We start from the raw sequence: 16,673 nt of genomic DNA, 5'->3' as shown, positions 1-16,673 counted from the left end.
CGCGTCGGCCAGCCTAGGAAGATCGGCCCGGCCGCTGGTTGGAGATCTGAGATAGATTCGCGGCATGGATGCAGCGAATCCTCCAACGTCGTGGCCGGCCCTCGTGCCGCGCGTCTCGCTCGCCGAGCTCGTCGACCAGCTCGGACCGAGCACGATCACGGTCATCGGCGGCGTCGCGGCATCCGTCGCCGTCACCGGAACCGAGTTCGTCGACATCGCGGACGAACTGCCGGATGCCGCGGGCATGCTCCTGCTCGCCCCGTCGACGAGTTCGCTGAGCACCGCCCGACTCGCGGCGCTCGCGGCGGCCGCCGTCGATCACGGTGCCGCCGGGCTCGCGGTCAAGTGCAGCGCCGATCGGATCGCCGCGATGGCCGCGATCGCCGAATCGACCGGTCTCACGGTGGTGCGCATCGCCGATCGCATCAGCTGGCGGCTCCTCGACGCGCAGCTCACGCGGCTGCTCGGCGAGTCCGACGCCTCCCTCGCACGCGCGCAGGATCGTGGGGCCGAACCGCTCTTCGCCATCGCGAACGAACTCGCCGAGCACTTCGGCGGCTCGGTCGCGATCGAGGACCTGAGTCGCAACATCCTCGCGTACTCGTCGGTGCCCGGGCAGCTCATCGACGAGTTGCGCACCCACGGCATCCTCGCGCGGCGCGTGCCCGCATCGCCGTACAACGACGACCAGTACCGCACCGTGCTGCGCTCTGACACACCGGTGAAGTACCCGCGTCTCGGCGACGAGGAGCCGCGCGTCGCGTTCGCCGTGCGCGCGGGCACCGTGCCCCTCGGCAGCATCTGGGCGATCGACGCGTCGGGCGATGCCGGGCTCACGCCCGAGCAGGACGGGCGGATGCGTCGCGCGAGCGCGCTCGCGGGTGCGCACCTGCTCGACGACCTGCGCACCCACGCCACGAACCAGCGCCCGCGCGAGGACCGCCTGCGCACCCTGCTCACCGGCATCGACCTGACCGGCACCGAGTTCGCCGAGCTCGGCATCCCCGAGGAGCGCGGTGCCGCGGTCGTCGCGTTCGAGGTGCCGAGCGCCGGACCCACGGCGATCGCGCAGTTGCGCTCGACGGTGATCAGGCACCTCGTGCTGCACCGGCCCGACACGGTCGCGGTCGCCCACCGAGGGCGCGTCTACGCCCTGTTCACCGCGGGCGACGTCGCCGAGGCCGTGCGCGCGTGCGAACCGCTGCTGCCGCTCGTCGACCGCCTCGTCGGCGAGGGCACGCGCATCGCCGTCGTCGACCCGGTGCATCGCTCGGGCGAGGTCGCGGCTGCGCGCGATCTCGCCGACCGGCTGCTCGACGTCACGGCGTCCGACCCGATGCCACCCACTCGGGTCCGCGCCGATCGGGCGGGCTCCGACCCCGGCCTCGACCTGACCCGCGTGATCACCGTGTCTGACGTGCGGCCGCGCCTGGTGATCGAGCGGGCCGCCGTGCTGCTCGCGGCATCCGACGAGCTGCGCGATCCCGCGATCGACGCACTGGTCACCGACCCTGCGACGACCGCGACCGCCGAGACCCTGCTCGCGTGGCTCGAGTGCTTCGGCAACGTCGCCCAGGCCGCCGACCGGCTCGGCGTGCACCAGAACACGGTGCGCCACCGCCTGCGCCGGGCCGAGCAGGCGCACGGCATCCGCATCGAGCGCGCCGACCAGCGACTCGCGGCCTGGCTGCAGCTGCGAGCTGCGGGCGTCGACGCGGGCTGAGCCGAACGTCCCCTGAAGTGGGCGGGGCAGCGGCCCGCCCCCGCGGGATAGGGTCGCGAGTGGAGCAGGCATGCGCAAACCGGGGTGGGCGGTTCTCAAGGGCGCGGTCGCCGCTGCGGTCGCCGTCGTCCTGCTGAGCGGATGCGCCTCCGCGACGCCGACCGTCGCCTCGGCCCCGCCGACCGCCTCCGTGACGCCCTTCGATACCGCGTTGCGCGTGCAGCTCGAGGCCGCGCTCGACGCGGGGTTCGCGGCATCCGGGATGCCCGGCGTCATCGTCGGGCTGTGGATACCCGGCCAGGCGGAATGGGTCGCCACCCGCGGCGTCTCGGATCTCGCCACGAACGAGCCGATGGACCGCGCCAACCAGTCCAAGATCGGCAGCATCACCAAGACTCTCGTGGGCCAGGTCGCGCTGCAGCTCATCGGCGACGGAACCGTCGGGCTCTCGCTCGACGACACGATCGACCGCTGGTACCCCAAGTTCCCCGATGCGGCCGAGATCACCCTGCGCATGCTCATGAACATGTCGAGCGGCATCGGCCCGCCCGGCCAGACGCAACTCGACCGGATCTGCGACGACCCGTACTCGACGATCACGCCCGACGAGATGATCGCCATCGGTGCGGCGACCCCTCGCGAGCCGTACGCACCGGGCGAGGGCAACACCTACTCGGGTTACAACACCTTCATCCTCGGGCGCATCCTCGAGCGCACGACCGGCAGCGACCTGGCCACGCTGATCGACGAGCACCTGCTCAGGCCTCTCGGCATGAGCCGAAGCCGCTTCGCACCCGACGCCGAACTGGCGGAGCCGTTCGACCGCGGCTACTCGGAGTTCTGCCCGCAGTACCCGCAGCCCACCGACACGACCGACTGGACCAACCACGAGGCCTGGGCGGCCGGCGCCATGCTCTCGACGATCGACGACCTGCACACGTGGGGAATCGCGCTGGGCGAGGGCTACGGGCTCACGCCCGAGATGCAGACCGCACGCCTCGAGGACCGCGCCCCCGGCCTCAGCGACACGGGCTACGGGTACGGGCTCGCCGTCAGCGTGCACGTCGATCCCGACTCGGGATGCGTCCTCGACGTGAACCACAGCGGCGCCGAGCCCGGCTACGGTGCGCACGTGCAGTACTTCGAGGGCTCGCGCGCCGTGCTCGCCCTCATCGGCAACGGCGACGGGGGCACGGGCGAGGCGTTCGCCGAGGTGCTGAGGGCACTGATCCCAGTGCTGCCCGAATCGGTCGCGGCGACCTCGAGCACGGCCTGCCTCGGCTGACGGGCGACACCGGCGAGCAGACCCGGCACCGGTCGCCCGCGGCATCCGGCCTTCGTGCCCTACGCCCAGCCGAGCTCGCGCAGCCTCGCGTCGTCGAGGCCGAAGTAGTGGCCGATCTCGTGCACGAGCGTGATGCGCACGCGGGTGCGCAGGGCGTCGAGATCGGCGCTGTGCTCCTGCATGTTGTTCTTGAACAGCGTGATGCGGTCGGGCAGCTCGCCGTAGCCGTAGACCCCGCGCGTCTTCAGCGGGCGTCCGCTGTAGAGGCCGAACAGGCGCGGGCGCTCCCCGATCGGCTGGTTCGCAGTGAGGATCGCGACGTTTTCGAGCCCCCTGACCATCTCGTCGGGCAGCGCATCGAACTCGTCGGCGACCATGCGCTCGAAGTCGTCGTCCGAGATCTCGACCATGCGTTCATTCTGCGCCGCGTGCCGGTGCAGCGGTCGGGTGTTCGCCGTGGGCATGTGCAGGACGGATGCCGCGGGCGGCCGCTCAGTACGTCTGCGCGACGATCGCCTGGGCGACCGCCTGGGCACCGTCGCCCTGGATCTCGTAGAGCGTGCCGCCGATGCTGAGATACGCAGGCGACGAGGGTCCGTCGTCGGTCACGGCGACGACGGCCGCCGCATCCGCCGGCGCATCGGCCAGATCGAACGGTGCGAAGCCGACGTCGCCGTCGGGAGCCCGCAGACGATCGAACAGCGGCGAGAAGCCGCGCGCCGTCGTGATCGTGACGAGCGGCAGCGCGTCGACCCACAGGTCGCAGGTGAACGTGCGCGCCGCGGCGCGCACGGCGTCGCTGAAGTAGGCGGGCGCCTCGGTGGTCGGGTCGAGGGTCTCGTACTCGACGGATGCGTCGGCCGGCACCTGCTCCGCGGCGAGGATGCCCTGCTCGTCGAGCCCGCCGTTGCACACCGCATCGGTCTGCCTGAGCTCGACGGCGGGCCAGGCGAGCTGCTCCGGCGACGCCTGCTGCACCGCGGTGAACGCCGGCCCTGCGACATCCGCGAGCCTGTCGATCATCACGTCGCCGCCGAGCCCCGAGAAGCGACTGCCCGCCCCGGTCAACCCCGCCGCGCTGATGCTCAACACGACCCAACTGTCGCCGACCGGCGCCGAGACGGACCAGCCGCGGTCGCCGCCCGAGACGGAGGCCTCGATGCCCTCGATCGTGCGAGTGTCGGTCGACGGCGCGTCGCCCGCCGACAGCGGCACCCATTGCCCGGCGGCCCCCGGCAGCACGTCGATGCGCAGGTACGCCCAGTCGCTCGGCGTGTTGTACTCGGGCATTCCTGAGCCGACCCGCCATGAGCACGGCAGCCCGCCCGCGCCCTCGAGCAGCACGCCGTCGAAGGCGTCGTAGTCGTTCACGGCGGGCACCGGCTGCGCCGCGACCCCGTCGGCTCCCTCGAGCGTCGTGGCCACGAGGTCGGCGGACGCGAGGTCGTCGCAGGTCAGGAGGGTCGGAGCCGGCGCGGATGTCTCGGGCGCGACCGTCGGCGTCGGGGTCGTGGCGGCATCGTCGGCGAGCCCCACGCATCCGGTCAGGGCGAGCAGCAGCAGCGAGGCGGTGGCGACGACGGCCGGTTTCGGATGCACGGTGCGAGCGTAGTGGCCCGGGCATCGCCGGGGAACAGGGTCTGCACCGTTGCGGCCGGCGAGCACGATGCCGGACCGCCGGCGCGTGACGGCGCCCGCTTCACGGGCGTAGCGTGTGCGGCGACCGGTGAGCGAAGGGGTTTCGATGGGCGGGTCGGGCGACGCGATGCGGGCCGTGGCGTGAGCACCGCGACCTCCGACCAGGAGAACCGGGCCGTGAGCGACCGCGACCCGTCGCGCGCGCACTGGATGGAGCTGTTCTTCGACCTCATCTTCGTCGCGCTCGTGGGGCAGCTCGCGCACGGGCTGCACGAGCATCCGTCGGTCGAGGGGCTGGTGCTCTTCACGGCGCTGTTCGCGTCGGTGTGGTGGTCGTGGGTCAACCTGACCTTCACCGTGAACATCATGCCGTCGCTCTCGAGGCGGCAGCTCGCGCTCGTGATGCTGGCCGCGATGTTCGCGGTCGGGGCGATCGCCGTCGCCGCCCCCGAGGCGACGGGCGAGCGGGCGTGGCTGTTCGCCGCGGGCAATGCGGCGCTGCGGCTCGTGCTGCTCGGCCTCTGGATCGCATCGTCCTGGGGCGTCGGCACGGCCTCGCGCGTGCGCCTGCTCGTCTACAACGGGGTGACCGCGGTGCTCTGGATCGTGTCGATCTGGCTGCCGAGCCCGTGGATCTTCGTGCTCTGGGGCCTCAGCATCGTCGTCGAGGTGACACTGCTCGTCGCGAGCAGCAGCGCGTGGGCGGCTCGCATGCTGCCGCGCATGAACACCGAGCACCTCGCCGAACGGTTCGGGCTGCTCGTGGTGATCGTGCTCGGCGAGTCGGTGCTCTCGACCGTCGGCGCGCTCAACGAGAGCTGGAACCTCGCCTCGGGGCTCGTCGGTGCGCTCGGCCTGGCCATGATCTCACTGCTCGCGTGGTCGTTCTTCATGTACGGCACCGATGCGATGCGGGTCGGGCTCGACGCGCTGCGCGAGGCGGGCGACTACCGGGCGATCCGCGACACCGTGGCGTTCCTGCCGTTCCTCATCGTCGTCGGCGTGACGGCGATCTCGGGAGCGCTCGACCGTGCGATCCAGCATCCGGCCGAACCGCTGCCCCAGGCTTCGGCGATCGCCCTCAGCGGCGGCATCGCCGTGTTCTACCTGACGAACGCCATCATCTCGCTGCGCTTCGGCCGCCCGCTGCGCGCAGTGCTCGGCTGGGCGATCCCGGCGCTGCTGCTGACGGTCGCGCTCGGGTTCGCCGCGGCGTTCTTCGACGCCGCGGTCGCGATCGCCTGTGCGGTGGTCGTGCTCGTCGTCATCGTCACGACCTCGGAGGTCACCAACCGACGGCGGATGCGGGCTGCAGGCTGACCTGCGCCGCCGCAGCCTGCCCGCGATACCACGCGATCTTCTCGTGCAGGTGCCGCTGCTGCTCGAGCAGCAGGTCGATCGAAGCCTGCACCTCGCGGTCGTGGCGCTCGAGCAGCTCGATGCGCTGCGCGAGGGTCGACTCGTCGTCGGCGAGCGCCGTGTAGCGCTTGAGGTCGGCGATGGGCATGCCCGTGTCGCGCAGGCACCTGACGAGCCCGAGCCAGTCGAGGTGCTCCTGCCGGTACGTTCGACGCCCGCCCGCGGTGCGGTCGATGGGCCCGATGAGCCCCTCGCGTTCGTAGTAGCGCAGGGTGTCGAGGCTGAATCCGGTGCGTTCGACGACCTGTGCCGGAGTGAATTCGGCCATTCTTCCTCCCGGGGCTTGAGCTGGAGTGCACTCCAGCATGCACCGTGGAGACATGAACACACCAGCACTCGCCCTCGGCGCCATGATGTTCGGCACCGAGATCGACGAAGACACCTCGTTCGCACTGCTCGACCGCTTCGTGGAGGCCGGCGGCGTATGGATCGACACCGCGGACTGCTACTCCTTCTGGGCGAGCGAGTCGGGCTACGGCGGCCAGAGCGAACTGCTGCTCGGCCGGTGGCTCGCCGCCAGGCCCGGCATGCGCGACCGCGTGCGCCTCTCGACCAAGGTCGGCGCGGAGCCGACGGATGCCGCGGACTGGCCGGCCTCGCGCGAAGGCCTCTCGACGGCGGCCGTGCGCACGGCGCTCGAGGGCAGCCTGCAGCGCCTCGGCACCGATCGCGTCGACCTGCTCTGGGCGCACATGGAGGACCGGAGCGTGCCGATCGAGGAGACGGCGGATGCCTTCGCCGACCTCGTGCGCGAGGGCAAGTCCGTGCGGCTCGGCACCTCGAACCACCCCGCCTGGCGCGTGGAGCGGGCGCGTGCCCGGGCGATCGCGACCGGCGGGCAGCCCGTCGATGCGATGCAGCTCAGCCGCAGTTACCTCGCGCCCCGACCCGGCGCCCAGCCCGAGGGCCAGAACCACCGCTTCGGCATGATGAGCGACGAGCAGGTCGACTTCGCGCACGAGAACGGCCTCGAGCTCTGGGCGTACACGCCGTTGCTGAGCGGTGCCTACGACAACCCGGCCAAGGCGATTCCGTCGGCGCACGAGCACGCGGGCACCGACCGGCGCCTCACCGCGCTGACCGAGGTCGCCGCCGAGCTCGGCATGCCGAGAGGGCAGGTCGTGCTCGCCTGGCTCGTGGGCGGCACGCCGTCGATCCTCCCGATCCTCGGCGGCAGCAAGCTGCACCAGCTCGAGAGCGCCCTGCAGGGCGTCGCACTCGAGCTGCCCGCCGAGCTGCGGGCGCGGCTCGACGCGGCCGAGGCGTAGAGGCGTCGATGCGTAGGCGGGGTCGGGCCGGGTCGGACCAGGCGGGCGCTCAGCCCTGGAGCGCCCGTTCGACCGCCGCGAGCCGCGTCGCCCGATCACCGCTGACCTCGATCACGCGCACGTGCTCGCCGACCAGGTCGGGGTCGTCGACGAGCTCGAGCAGCGCCTCGTCCATCGCCGCGCGCAGTTCGGGGTCCTCGTCATCGCCGACCGGCAGGTCGTCCCGGTGGTGCAGCGGCAGCACGACCAGCAGGTCGACGCGCTGCATCGCCGAGGCCGTCACCTCGAAACCGCGTGCGGACAGCGACGACGACCGTCCGCCACGGCGCAGCGCCTCGAGCGCGCCGAGATAGGCCAGGAAGTCGATCGGCCCGCGCTCGGCGACGACCGTTCGGCCCCCGGCATCCGTCATGAGGCGACGCGCACTCGACACGAGCTGCTCGAAGAACGTCGACGCGTCGGGCTCGTCGAGCGCGTCGTCGACCAGCTCGAACGGGTCGCCCCACCGCTCGAACTCGGGATGCGCGGCCACCAGGTCGTCGATCAGGGTGGTCTTGCCGCTCGCATGGGTGCCCGAGACGACGATGCGCATGCGGGCAGTCTAGGGCGGCCGATCCACGCGTGCCCGCGGCATCCGTCACCGCTGCTCGAAGAAATCCTCGCGACGGATGTCGGATCGGGGCAGGCTCGTTCGTAGCACTGGTGAGAGGCCGCCCACCCCGGGCCGGCCGAAGGAGGAAGCGGCGATGAAGCTCGTCACCAACACCCAGATCACCGTCGACGGCGTGATGCAGGCGAACGGGGGCAACAACCCCGAGCTCGATCCGGGGTTCGACCGAGGCGGCTGGGCGATCCCGCTCGGCGACGAGGAGTCGGTCGGCTTCATCGGCGACTGCTACCTGCGGGCCGACGCGTTCCTCTTCGGACGGCGCACCTACGACCTGTTCGCGAGCTACTGGGGCGTGCAGACCGACCTGGAGAGCCCGTTCGTGCGGTCGCTGAACACGCGGCCGAAGTTCGTCGCGTCCGACACGATCACCGACCCGCAGTGGGCGGACACGACGGTGCTGCCCGGTCGCGGAGCCGACGGCGAAGGTCGTGAGCTCGAGGCCGCGATCCGCGCGCTCAAGGCGCGACCCGGCGGCGAACTGCAGGTGCACGGCAGCGGGCAGCTCATCCGCTGGCTGCTCGAGCGCGAGCTCGTCGACGAGATGGTGCTCATCGTGTGCCCCGTGATCGTGGGCGCCGGAAAGCGACTGTTCCCCGAGGAGGGGCGCGACGTCGCCCTCGAGCTGCTGGAATCGCGCACCTTCCCGACGGGAATCGTCGCGCAGACCTACCGCCCCGGCGGCCGCCCGCAGTATGCATGAGGGAGGCGCCTCGCGTCGGCGCGACCGCACAACGGCGAGCGCCGGCATCCGTCACGACACGAATTCTGGAGGACTGAGATGCAGTACCTGGTATCGGTGATCGACGACAAGACCAATTCGGGCACCGAAGAAGAGGCGGTCGCGATCGACGCGTTCAACGACCGGCTCCGGTCGGGCGGGCATTGGGTGTTCGCGGGCGGGCTCGCCGCCCCCAGCACCTCGACCGTGATCGACGGCCGAGGCGAGCGGCCGGTGTTCACCGACGGCCCGTTCATCGAGTCGAAGGAGCACATGGCGGGCTTCTGGATCATCGAAGCCCCCGACCTCGACGTCGCGCTCGCGCTCATGGCCGACGGGTCGCGGGCCTGCAATCGTCGCCTCGAGGTGCGGCCGTTCCTGGAGCCGGGGTCCTGAGCGACACGCGGGCCGCGCTCGCCCGCGCCCACCGCGACGAGTGGGCACGGGTGGTCGCCTCGCTCGCCCGACGCTTCGGCAGCCTCGACCTCGCCGAGGAGTCGGCGGCCGAGGCGTTCGCCATCGCGGTCGAGCGTTGGCCGGCCGACGGCGTGCCGCCGAACCCGGGAGCCTGGCTCACGACGACCGCGAACCGCAAGGCGATCGACCGCATCCGCCGCGAGCGACGGCGGGACGACAAGCACCGGGAGGCGATCATGCTCGACGGCTCATCCGGCGGGCACGGGTTCGACGACCCGCTCGACGCGGTCGGGGCGGTCGACGCGGCCCTCGCCGTCGACGACGACCGGCTGCGGCTGATCTTCACGTGCTGCCACCCCGCGCTGTCGATGGAGTCGCGGATGTCGCTGACCCTCCGTCTCGTCGGCGGCCTCACCGTCGCCGAGATCGCGCGCGGGTTCCTCGCGCAGGAGAGCGCCGTGGGGCAGCGCATCACTCGCGCCAAGGCGAAGATCGCGGCCGCGCGCATCCCGTACCGGGTGCCGACCGCCGCCGACCTGCCCGGTCGCGTCACGGGCGTGCTCGCGGTGTTGTACCTCGTCTTCAACGAGGGCTACCTCGCGACCGGGCCCGACACCGATCCCGTGCGCGCCGAGCTGACGGGCGAGGCGATCCGGCTGACGCGCCTCGTGCACGCGCTGCTGCCCGACGACGGCGAGGTCGTCGGCCTGCTGGCGCTCATGCTGCTCACCGAGGCACGTCGCCCGGCTCGCGTCTCCCCCGAGGGAGCGCTCATCCCGCTCGGCGAGCAGCAACGCAGCGCGTGGGATGCCGAGCTCATCGCCGAGGGCCACGGACTCGTGCAGGCGCGGCTGGCGTCGGGCGTCACGCCCGGCCGCTATCAGCTGCTCGCCGCGATCAACGCCGTGCACACCGACGCGCCCGAGGCACGCGACACCGACTGGTCGCAGGTCGTCGCGCTCTACGACCAGCTCGCCGCTCTGGACCCGTCGCCCGTCGTCGCGCTCAATCGCGCGATCGCGGTGGGCGAGCTCGATGGGGCGGATGTCGCGTTGCCGGCCGTCGACGCGCTGGCCGATGCGCTCGACGGCTACCACGCCTTCCACGTCACGCGGGCCGAACTGCTCCGCCGGCTCGGGCGGACCGCCGAGGCGCGCGCGGCCTACGACCGGGCCATCGCCCTCGCGGGCAACACGGCCGAGACGGCGTACCTCGAGCGTCGGCGGAGCGAGCTCGACGAGCGACCGTCCTGACCCGGCCTCACGCGCGCTCACGCGCGATCGAGCACGATCGCCGCCGGGAACCGCTTCAGCACCGGACGGAACGGCGCCTTCGCCAGTCGCTGCGCCTCGGTCCCGTCGATGATCCGCGGACGCGAGAGCGCGACCTCCCGGCCCCTGAAACGCAGGGTCGTGCCGTCGGCCGCCACCACGTTGCGCGCCCAGTTCGTCTTCGCACCCCACGGAAGCCCGATCATCACGATCGAGGCCTCGGTCGTCGGCACGACCGCGATCGGGGTCTCGTACGCCGTGCCGCTCCGGCGCCCGCGGTGCCGCACGACGCCCCAGACGGGCATCCAGCGGCGGCCGGCGAGCGCTCGGGCGACCGGCGCCGTCGCGGTCACGAGCCGGCGGGGAGGTCCGCCGGGTGCGGTGCCGGCGGGGACGGCAGCGGCGGGGCGTTCGGGGTGACGGGAGGTCTCGTTCATACCCATGGGACGATCGGGCCGCCCCGAATGTGACATCGCGCGCGGAGCGCCCGACATCCGCTCGCCCCTGCCGTCCGGATCCGCCCTTGCCGTCACACCGGCCGTGGGTGGATCGTCATCTTGTCATGACCGATTTCGCCGACCTGTGGACCGAGCACCGACGCGTCGTGCGCGACGTCGCCTACCGAGTGCTCGGCTCCGTCGCCGACGCCGAGGACATCACCCAGGAGACGTACGTGCGATTGCTCGCCCGGCTCGCGGACCCCGACGCGGCGCCGCTCGACGAGCCGCGCGCCTGGCTGGTGACGGTCGCGTCGCGCCTCGCGATCGATCGGCTGCGCGCCCACGAGCACTCGCGCCGCGCCTACGTCGGCCCGTGGCTGCCCGAGCCCGTCGTCACCGACGAGCGCACCCTGCCCGAGGATCGCGTCACGCTCGACGACTCGGTGCGCATGGCGCTGCTGGTCGTGCTCGAGCAGCTCTCCCCGGCCGAGCGCACCGCCTTCCTGCTGCACGACGTGTTCGACCTCGGGTTCGATCGCGTGGCCGAGGTGCTCGGCGTCAGCCCGGCGAGCGCACGGCAGGCGGCATCGCGGGCCCGCAAGCGCATCGCGGCGCAGGGAGAGGCGAGGTTCACCGTCGACCCGGCCGTCGCCCGGCGACTGTCCGAGCGGTTCGCGCGAGCCGCCTCCGACGGCGACCTCGACGGGCTCGTCGCCGCGCTCGCCTCGGATGCTCGCGGGCACTTCGACTCCGGCGGCATCTACCCGGATGCCCCGACGCAGGTCGTCGTCGGCGCCGAGACGGTGGCACGGCAACTGCTCGCGGGTGTCGGCGGACTCGGCCTCGAGTTCGAGCCCGCGGTCGTGAACGCCGAGCCGGGAATCGTGGCCCGCCGTCGCGGACGGGTCGTCTCGGTGCTCGCGCTCGAGTTCGCCGACGACCGCATCTCGGTGATCCACGGCATCGGCAACCCGAAGAAGCTCGGCCACCTGCAGCCGCCGCGCTGAACCTCGATCTCAGTGCTGCTCCGTGTCGATCTCAGTGCAGTGCACGGATGCCGCGGCCCCACCCCCGCCCTACGGTGCTCGGCATGAACTCAGAAACCGGCGTCCGCGAGACGCCAGAAACCTCACCCGTCCGATCCGCGCGCGCCCTGTTCTGGGTGCCGGTCGCGGTTCCCGTGCTCATCGTGGCCGCCGGTGCGGCCCTCATGGGCGGCGCCGTGACCGCGATCGCCCCACCACCGGCATCCGTCGACTCGCTCTGCACCTCGGCGATCGAGGTGAAGCTGGCGTCGCGCGGGCACACCGGGGTCGACGTCGCCCGGTCGCTGCGGGTCACCGATGCCGACGGCGCCAGGCGGGTGTCGGGGTCGGTCACCTCGGTCGACCCAGCGGGCCGCGTCGACTACGCCGAGCTCCGCTGCGTGGTGCGCGGCGACGGTGCTGCACTGCGCGTCGTGAGTGCCCGCGTCTCCGACTGATCGAACGTCTCGGAGGGGCGGGCCGATGGCGGACCTCGGTTCCGCATGTGGCGGCCCCGGCTTCCGGTAGCACGACGACCGGTGATCGGACACCCCCTGCGGATGTCGGCCGTCGGGCATAGCCTCGGCCCATGACCGTGCTCCGACTCGACAATGTCGCCATTGTGGTCGACGACCTCGACGCGGCGATCGCGTTCTTCGCCGCGATCGGGCTCGAGCTCGAAGACCGGCAGCCGATCGAGGGCGTCTGGGCCGACCGCACCGTCGGGCTCGACGGCGTGCGCAGCGAGATCGCGATGATGCGCGTCGTCGAGGGGCAGGGCCGGCTCGAGCTGACGTACTACCACTCGCCCGCGGCATCCGCGGTGTCACCCGCGAACCCGCCGTCGAACACCCTCGGACTCCACCGCGTGATGTTCGCCGTCGACGACCTCGACGACACCCTCGAACGACTGCGACCGCTCGGCGGCGAGGTCATCGACGAGGTCGTGAACTACGAGAACGTCTACCGCCTCTGCTACCTGCGCGGGCCGGCCGGCATCATCGTCGCCCTGGCGCAACGGGTCGGCTGAGCGCGGTCCGCACCGAACCGAGAAGACCGAACCGAAGCGAACGGAGCCGCCATGGCCGACGTCCTGATGTTCCACCACGCGCTCGGGCCCAACGAGGGCCTGCGCGCATTCGCCGACGAGCTGCGCGCGGCCGGGCACACCGTGCACACGCCCGACCTGTTCGAGGGCCGCACCTTCGAGACCATCGACGAGGGCGTCGCCTACGCCCGCGATACCGGCTGGGGCGAGATCCTCGGGCGCGGCGAGCGTGCGGCCGAGGCGCTGCCGAAGGGGCTCGTCTACGCGGGCTTCTCGCTCGGGGTGCTCCCGGCGCAGATGCTCGCGCAGACCCGCGCGGGGGCGAAGGGGGCGCTGCTCTTCTACTCCTGCGTGCCCGCTTCGGAGTTCGGCGAGTGGCCGGCCGGGCTGCCCGCGCAGATCCACGGGGCCGATGCCGACCCGATCTTCATGGACGAGGGCGACGTCGACGCCGCACGCGAGCTCGTCGAGCACGAGCAGCAGGTCGAGCTGTTCCTCTACCCCGGCGACCAGCACTACTTCGCGGACTCCAGCCTGCCGAGCTACGACGCTGCCGCGACGCGGCTGCTCACCGAGCGCGTGCTCGAGTTCCTCGAGCGCGTGGGCTGACGGGCGAACGACCGCCGCTCGACGCGGGCACCCGACGCCCGGCAGTGAGCTCCGTCAGGGCGCCGGGGCCGGTCAGCCGAGCCCGGCCCGCTGCTCCGCGGCATCCGATTCGCCCTCGACCGGCCGGCTCGACAGCCCCACCGAGCCGCGACCCTCGCCCGTCGACAGCGCGGCCGAGACCGCGACCGACTCGTCGACGGCCGGGTACTGCGGGCGCAGCTGCACGGGGTGGCGCCGGCGCTGCTCGCGCTTGGCCTTGCGCGATGCGGCGATGAGGTTCAGCGCCTCGACGAGGATCGCGAACGCCATGGGCGCGTAGATCAGTGCCTTGTCGATGTGCACGCCGAAGCCCTCGGCGATGAGGAACACGCCGATCAGCAGCAGGAACGACAGGGCGAGCATCTTCACGGTCGGGTGCGCATTCACGAACGTGAAGATGAAGCGGGCCGCGAACAGCATGATGCCGAACGAGAGCACGACGACCGTGACGATGACCACGAGGTTCTCGGTCATGCCGACGGCCGTGATGACCGAGTCGAGCGAGAACACGATGTCGAGGGCCAGGATCTGCGCGAGCACCGAGCCGAACGTGATGCGCTTGGGCGCCCCGCCGTGTTCCTCTTCAGCGCCCTCGAGCTTGTGGTGGATCTCGGTGACGGCTTTGTAGACGAGGAAGAGGCCGCCCGCGATGAGGATCAGGTCCTTCACCGAGAAGCCCATGCCCCAGAGTTCGAAGATCTCCTCCTTGAGCGTGATGATCCAGCCGGCGAAGAACACCAGCACCACGCGGATCAGCATCGCCAGAGTGAGGCCGAGGTTGCGCGCCTTCGCCTGCTGCTCCTTCGGCAGCTTCGACGCGAGGATCGAGATGAAGATCACGTTGTCGACGCCGAGCACGATCTCGAGCACGAACAGGGTCACGAAGACGGCGATCAGGTCGGGCGTGAAGGCGAAGGAGAAGTCCACGCGTTCATGCTAGGTGCGACGAGCGCACGGATGTCGGTGGGTACGACGAGAATCGAGTCGTGGCCGTTTCAGATTCCGATGACCTGCTCAGCGATTGGGACACCGAGTTCGAAGAACTCGAGAGGCTCGACGAGCGCTTCCTCGTAGCCGCGTCGAACGCGCCGGCGTAGCATCGGCCCCATCCAGAGCCGACCCGAGCAATGACGATCGGAGCATGCCATGACCGGCAGCGGAACGGCCGACGACCCGTGGCGGCTGACCACGGCACCGGGCACGAGCACCTACACGATGTACCGCGACGAGTCGGCTGATCCGCCCGCGCTGGTGTGCCAGGTCGGGTCGACGAAGCTGACCTACCGGCTCAGCGCGATCGACGACCTCGCCTCGTGGCTGCGCGAGCAGGGCGACTGGGTCGACCTCGGCGCCGCTGACGAGCAGAAGCCCGCGCAGGCGGGCACCGTCGAGGCCTGGGGCCGCGACGAGGGCAACCCGGTCGGCGGCTGGTACGGGCTCCGCAAGGGGTATCGCGGGCGCTTCGGCATGTACCTGCCCCCGCTGCTCGAGGCTCTCGGGCTCGCCGAACTCACGCACGAGAAGCGCAACAACCGCATCCGCGCGATGTGACGCGGCTCGCGCCCGCCCCACAACCAGCATGACGTCCCGAGCATTCGTCGCCCTCCTGCGGGGCATCAACGTCGGCGGTCGCAACCCGGTCGCCATGCCGGACCTCGTGGACTGTCTCGAAGCCGCCGGGTTCGCCGACGTGCGCACGCACCTGGCGAGCGGCAATGTGCTGTTCACCGCACCTGGCGATCGCACGAGCGAGGCGAAGCTCGAGGCCGCGGTCGAGACCGCGCTGCGCGAGCGCTTCGGGTTCCAGGTCCCGACGATCGTGCGCTCGCGCGACGCGTTCGCCGCGACGATCGAGCAGGCGCCGGCCGACCACGGATCCGACTCGCTGCGCAGCGACGTCTTCTTCCTCAAGGCACCGCTCACCGCGGCAGAGGTCCTCGCCGAGATGCCCGAGCTCCGCGACGGCGTCGACTCGATCGCACCCGGCCCCGGTGCGCTCTACTTCTCGCGGGTGAAGGCCCGCGCCACGAAGACCCGCATCCAGAAGCTGATGGCGATGCCCGTCTTCGCGCAGATGACCGTGCGCAGCTGGAAGACCGCGACGCGGCTGCTCGAGCTGCTCGAGCTGCTCGAGCTGCTCGACGACGGTACCTGAGCCGGCCCGAGCGCCCGAGCCCGTCCGAGCGCCTGGGCGCTTGCCCGCACGGCGACTCGCCTGCCACGATGCAGGAAGCCCCTACGCGACCGACGCCCGAGCGGAGACCCGATGCCCGAGACCCTCGAACGCCCGCCGGCCGATGCCCTCTCGACGCTGCCGGGTGCGCCGATCATCCGCCGCATCCGGCGCCTGCTGGTCGTGGCCGGCGCGACAGGGCTCATCTACGGCGTGCTGGGCACCGCCAGCAAGGGCGGGTGCCCGGGCGGAGTCACGGGCGACGGCGGATTCCTCGATGCGAACGGCGACCCGACCGGCGTCGTGCCCATGTGCGCGACCCTCACTCTCCGGCCCGCCCCGATCGTGTTCCTCGTCATCGTCGCGATCGTGCTCATCGCGATCAGTCGGGTGCTGCGCCGCGCCGGCTCCGAGACCGCCGCACTGCGCACCCTCGATCTGGCGGCGGTCGCCATCGTCGGGCTCACGGCCGCCTGGTGGGCCCTGACCCTGGTGTCGTTCCTCTCGGTCGACGTGCTCGCATGGGACGGCGTCGGTCCGTTCCCGTACCCCGACTTCATGCTCGGCGACATCGACATCGACCTCTCGCCGATGCAGACCGGCACGAATCGATGACGGATGCCGCGGCGAACGCCACGCGTCGCATCGAGCTGAACCTGCGCAAGCCGTGGTTCGCGCTGCACTGGGGCGTGAAGCCCACGCTCGTGATCGGCGGCCGCGGCCAACCGGTGCAGTGGGGACGCGGAACCTGGCAGGTCCCGGCCGACGAGTCGGTCGCCGTCGGCGTCTTCCTCTTCAACCGCATGTGGCGCTATGGCCGCGCGGAGTTCGCGCTCGAACCGGGGCATCCGCCGGCGCTCGAGTACCGGGCGCCCGCGCTGCCCTTCGGGCCGGGGCGGATCCGAACGGTCGACGGCGGCCGCTGAGCGG

21 protein-coding genes are annotated in these 16,673 nt (G+C 71.7%); 15 read left to right on the top strand and 6 right to left on the bottom strand.

Annotated elements, in window-relative coordinates:
- Nucleotides 1-64: 64 nt before the first annotated feature.
- A complete protein-coding gene (locus BM342_RS05575) occupies nt 65-1,723 on the top strand; it encodes a PucR family transcriptional regulator (RefSeq protein ID WP_092964453.1) in 1,659 nt (552 codons plus the stop codon).
- Nucleotides 1,724-1,793: 70 nt separating this feature from the next.
- Entirely contained in the window at nt 1,794-3,008 is a 1,215-nt protein-coding gene (locus BM342_RS05570) for a serine hydrolase domain-containing protein (RefSeq protein WP_092964452.1), read from the top strand.
- 59 nt (nt 3,009-3,067) lie between these two features.
- On the opposite strand, the gene BM342_RS05565 is transcribed toward BM342_RS05570, so the two are convergent.
- Both BM342_RS05565 and BM342_RS05560 read right to left on the bottom strand, forming a co-directional pair.
- Nucleotides 3,068-3,418 carry a metallopeptidase family protein gene (locus BM342_RS05565; protein WP_092966580.1) on the bottom strand — a complete coding sequence of 117 codons (351 nt, stop codon included), beginning with the start codon at nt 3,416-3,418 and terminating at the stop codon, nt 3,068-3,070.
- Nucleotides 3,419-3,500: 82 nt separating this feature from the next.
- Nucleotides 3,501-4,607, bottom strand: coding sequence for a hypothetical protein (locus BM342_RS05560; protein WP_092964451.1), 1,107 nt, complete (start codon nt 4,605-4,607; stop codon nt 3,501-3,503).
- Between the two features lie 180 nt (nt 4,608-4,787).
- On the opposite strand from BM342_RS05560, the gene BM342_RS05555 reads away from it, so the two are divergent.
- Nucleotides 4,788-5,966 (top strand): low temperature requirement protein A, encoded by a 1,179-nt coding sequence (locus BM342_RS05555; RefSeq protein WP_177232068.1) that lies wholly within the window; start codon nt 4,788-4,790, stop codon nt 5,964-5,966.
- Here the strand turns inward: BM342_RS05555 and BM342_RS05550 are convergent.
- The gene (locus BM342_RS05550; RefSeq protein WP_092964449.1) at nt 5,932-6,333 is read right to left on the bottom strand and encodes a MerR family transcriptional regulator; all 402 of its coding nucleotides are present in this window, start codon (nt 6,331-6,333) and stop codon (nt 5,932-5,934) included. The genes BM342_RS05555 and BM342_RS05550 overlap by 35 nt on opposite strands.
- Before the next feature lie 52 nt (nt 6,334-6,385).
- On the opposite strand from BM342_RS05550, the gene BM342_RS05545 reads away from it, so the two are divergent.
- A complete protein-coding gene (locus tag BM342_RS05545; protein ID WP_092964448.1) occupies nt 6,386-7,333 on the top strand; it encodes an aldo/keto reductase in 948 nt (315 codons plus the stop codon).
- Nucleotides 7,334-7,382: 49 nt separating this feature from the next.
- Here the strand turns inward: BM342_RS05545 and BM342_RS05540 are convergent, their stop codons facing one another.
- On the bottom strand, nt 7,383-7,925 hold the full coding sequence (locus BM342_RS05540; RefSeq protein ID WP_092964447.1) for an AAA family ATPase: 543 nt from the start codon (nt 7,923-7,925) through the stop codon (nt 7,383-7,385).
- A gap of 154 nt (nt 7,926-8,079) precedes the next feature.
- Between BM342_RS05540 and BM342_RS05535 the strand changes: the two genes are divergently transcribed.
- From BM342_RS05535 to BM342_RS05525, 3 genes are all read left to right on the top strand, one after another.
- Nucleotides 8,080-8,703 (top strand): dihydrofolate reductase family protein, encoded by a 624-nt coding sequence (locus tag BM342_RS05535; protein WP_092964446.1) that lies wholly within the window; start codon nt 8,080-8,082, stop codon nt 8,701-8,703.
- 78 nt (nt 8,704-8,781) lie between these two features.
- Entirely contained in the window at nt 8,782-9,117 is a 336-nt protein-coding gene (locus BM342_RS05530) for a YciI family protein (protein ID WP_092964445.1), read from the top strand.
- Nucleotides 9,114-10,391 carry an RNA polymerase sigma factor gene (locus BM342_RS05525; RefSeq protein ID WP_092966578.1) on the top strand — a complete coding sequence of 426 codons (1,278 nt, stop codon included), beginning with the start codon at nt 9,114-9,116 and terminating at the stop codon, nt 10,389-10,391. Before BM342_RS05530 ends, BM342_RS05525 begins: the two co-directional genes overlap by 4 nt.
- Nucleotides 10,392-10,408: 17 nt before the next feature.
- Here the strand turns inward: BM342_RS05525 and BM342_RS05520 are convergent, their stop codons facing one another.
- Complete coding sequence (locus tag BM342_RS05520) at nt 10,409-10,852, bottom strand: nitroreductase family deazaflavin-dependent oxidoreductase (protein WP_177232067.1); 444 nt, start codon at nt 10,850-10,852, stop codon at nt 10,409-10,411.
- A gap of 119 nt (nt 10,853-10,971) precedes the next feature.
- On the opposite strand from BM342_RS05520, the gene BM342_RS05515 reads away from it, so the two are divergent.
- The 4 genes from BM342_RS05515 to BM342_RS05500 all read left to right on the top strand — a co-directional run bounded on the left by BM342_RS05515 (nt 10,972) and on the right by BM342_RS05500 (nt 13,531).
- The gene (locus BM342_RS05515) at nt 10,972-11,856 is read left to right on the top strand and encodes a sigma-70 family RNA polymerase sigma factor (RefSeq protein WP_092964443.1); all 885 of its coding nucleotides are present in this window, start codon (nt 10,972-10,974) and stop codon (nt 11,854-11,856) included.
- An 83-nt stretch (nt 11,857-11,939) separates the two neighbouring features.
- Entirely contained in the window at nt 11,940-12,332 is a 393-nt protein-coding gene (locus tag BM342_RS05510; protein ID WP_143109762.1) for a hypothetical protein, read from the top strand.
- A 131-nt stretch (nt 12,333-12,463) separates the two neighbouring features.
- On the top strand, nt 12,464-12,904 hold the full coding sequence (locus tag BM342_RS05505) for a VOC family protein (protein WP_092964441.1): 441 nt from the start codon (nt 12,464-12,466) through the stop codon (nt 12,902-12,904).
- A gap of 51 nt (nt 12,905-12,955) precedes the next feature.
- Nucleotides 12,956-13,531, top strand: a complete 576-nt coding sequence (locus BM342_RS05500) for a dienelactone hydrolase family protein (RefSeq protein ID WP_092964440.1) — start codon at nt 12,956-12,958, stop codon at nt 13,529-13,531.
- A 72-nt stretch (nt 13,532-13,603) separates the two neighbouring features.
- On the opposite strand, the gene BM342_RS05495 is transcribed toward BM342_RS05500, so the two are convergent.
- The gene (locus tag BM342_RS05495; protein ID WP_092964439.1) at nt 13,604-14,497 is read right to left on the bottom strand and encodes a TerC family protein; all 894 of its coding nucleotides are present in this window, start codon (nt 14,495-14,497) and stop codon (nt 13,604-13,606) included.
- A gap of 219 nt (nt 14,498-14,716) precedes the next feature.
- On the opposite strand from BM342_RS05495, the gene BM342_RS05490 reads away from it, so the two are divergent.
- The 4 genes from BM342_RS05490 (at nt 14,717) to BM342_RS05475 (ending at nt 16,669) form a co-directional block, all read left to right on the top strand.
- A complete protein-coding gene (locus BM342_RS05490; protein ID WP_092964438.1) occupies nt 14,717-15,121 on the top strand; it encodes a DUF6855 family protein in 405 nt (134 codons plus the stop codon).
- A 28-nt stretch (nt 15,122-15,149) separates the two neighbouring features.
- Nucleotides 15,150-15,725 carry a DUF1697 domain-containing protein gene (locus BM342_RS05485; RefSeq protein WP_092964437.1) on the top strand — a complete coding sequence of 192 codons (576 nt, stop codon included), beginning with the start codon at nt 15,150-15,152 and terminating at the stop codon, nt 15,723-15,725.
- A 111-nt stretch (nt 15,726-15,836) separates the two neighbouring features.
- Nucleotides 15,837-16,358, top strand: a complete 522-nt coding sequence (locus tag BM342_RS05480; protein WP_092964436.1) for a hypothetical protein — start codon at nt 15,837-15,839, stop codon at nt 16,356-16,358.
- A complete protein-coding gene (locus BM342_RS05475; RefSeq protein ID WP_092964435.1) occupies nt 16,355-16,669 on the top strand; it encodes a hypothetical protein in 315 nt (104 codons plus the stop codon). The genes BM342_RS05480 and BM342_RS05475 overlap by 4 nt, the downstream gene beginning before the upstream one ends.
- Nucleotides 16,670-16,673 lie beyond the last annotated feature (4 nt).

It is taken from the genome of Agromyces sp. CF514, assembly GCF_900113185.1.
Taxonomy (GTDB): Bacteria; Actinomycetota; Actinomycetes; order Actinomycetales; family Microbacteriaceae; genus Agromyces.
This window is presented reverse-complemented; position numbering and strand designations above follow the sequence as displayed.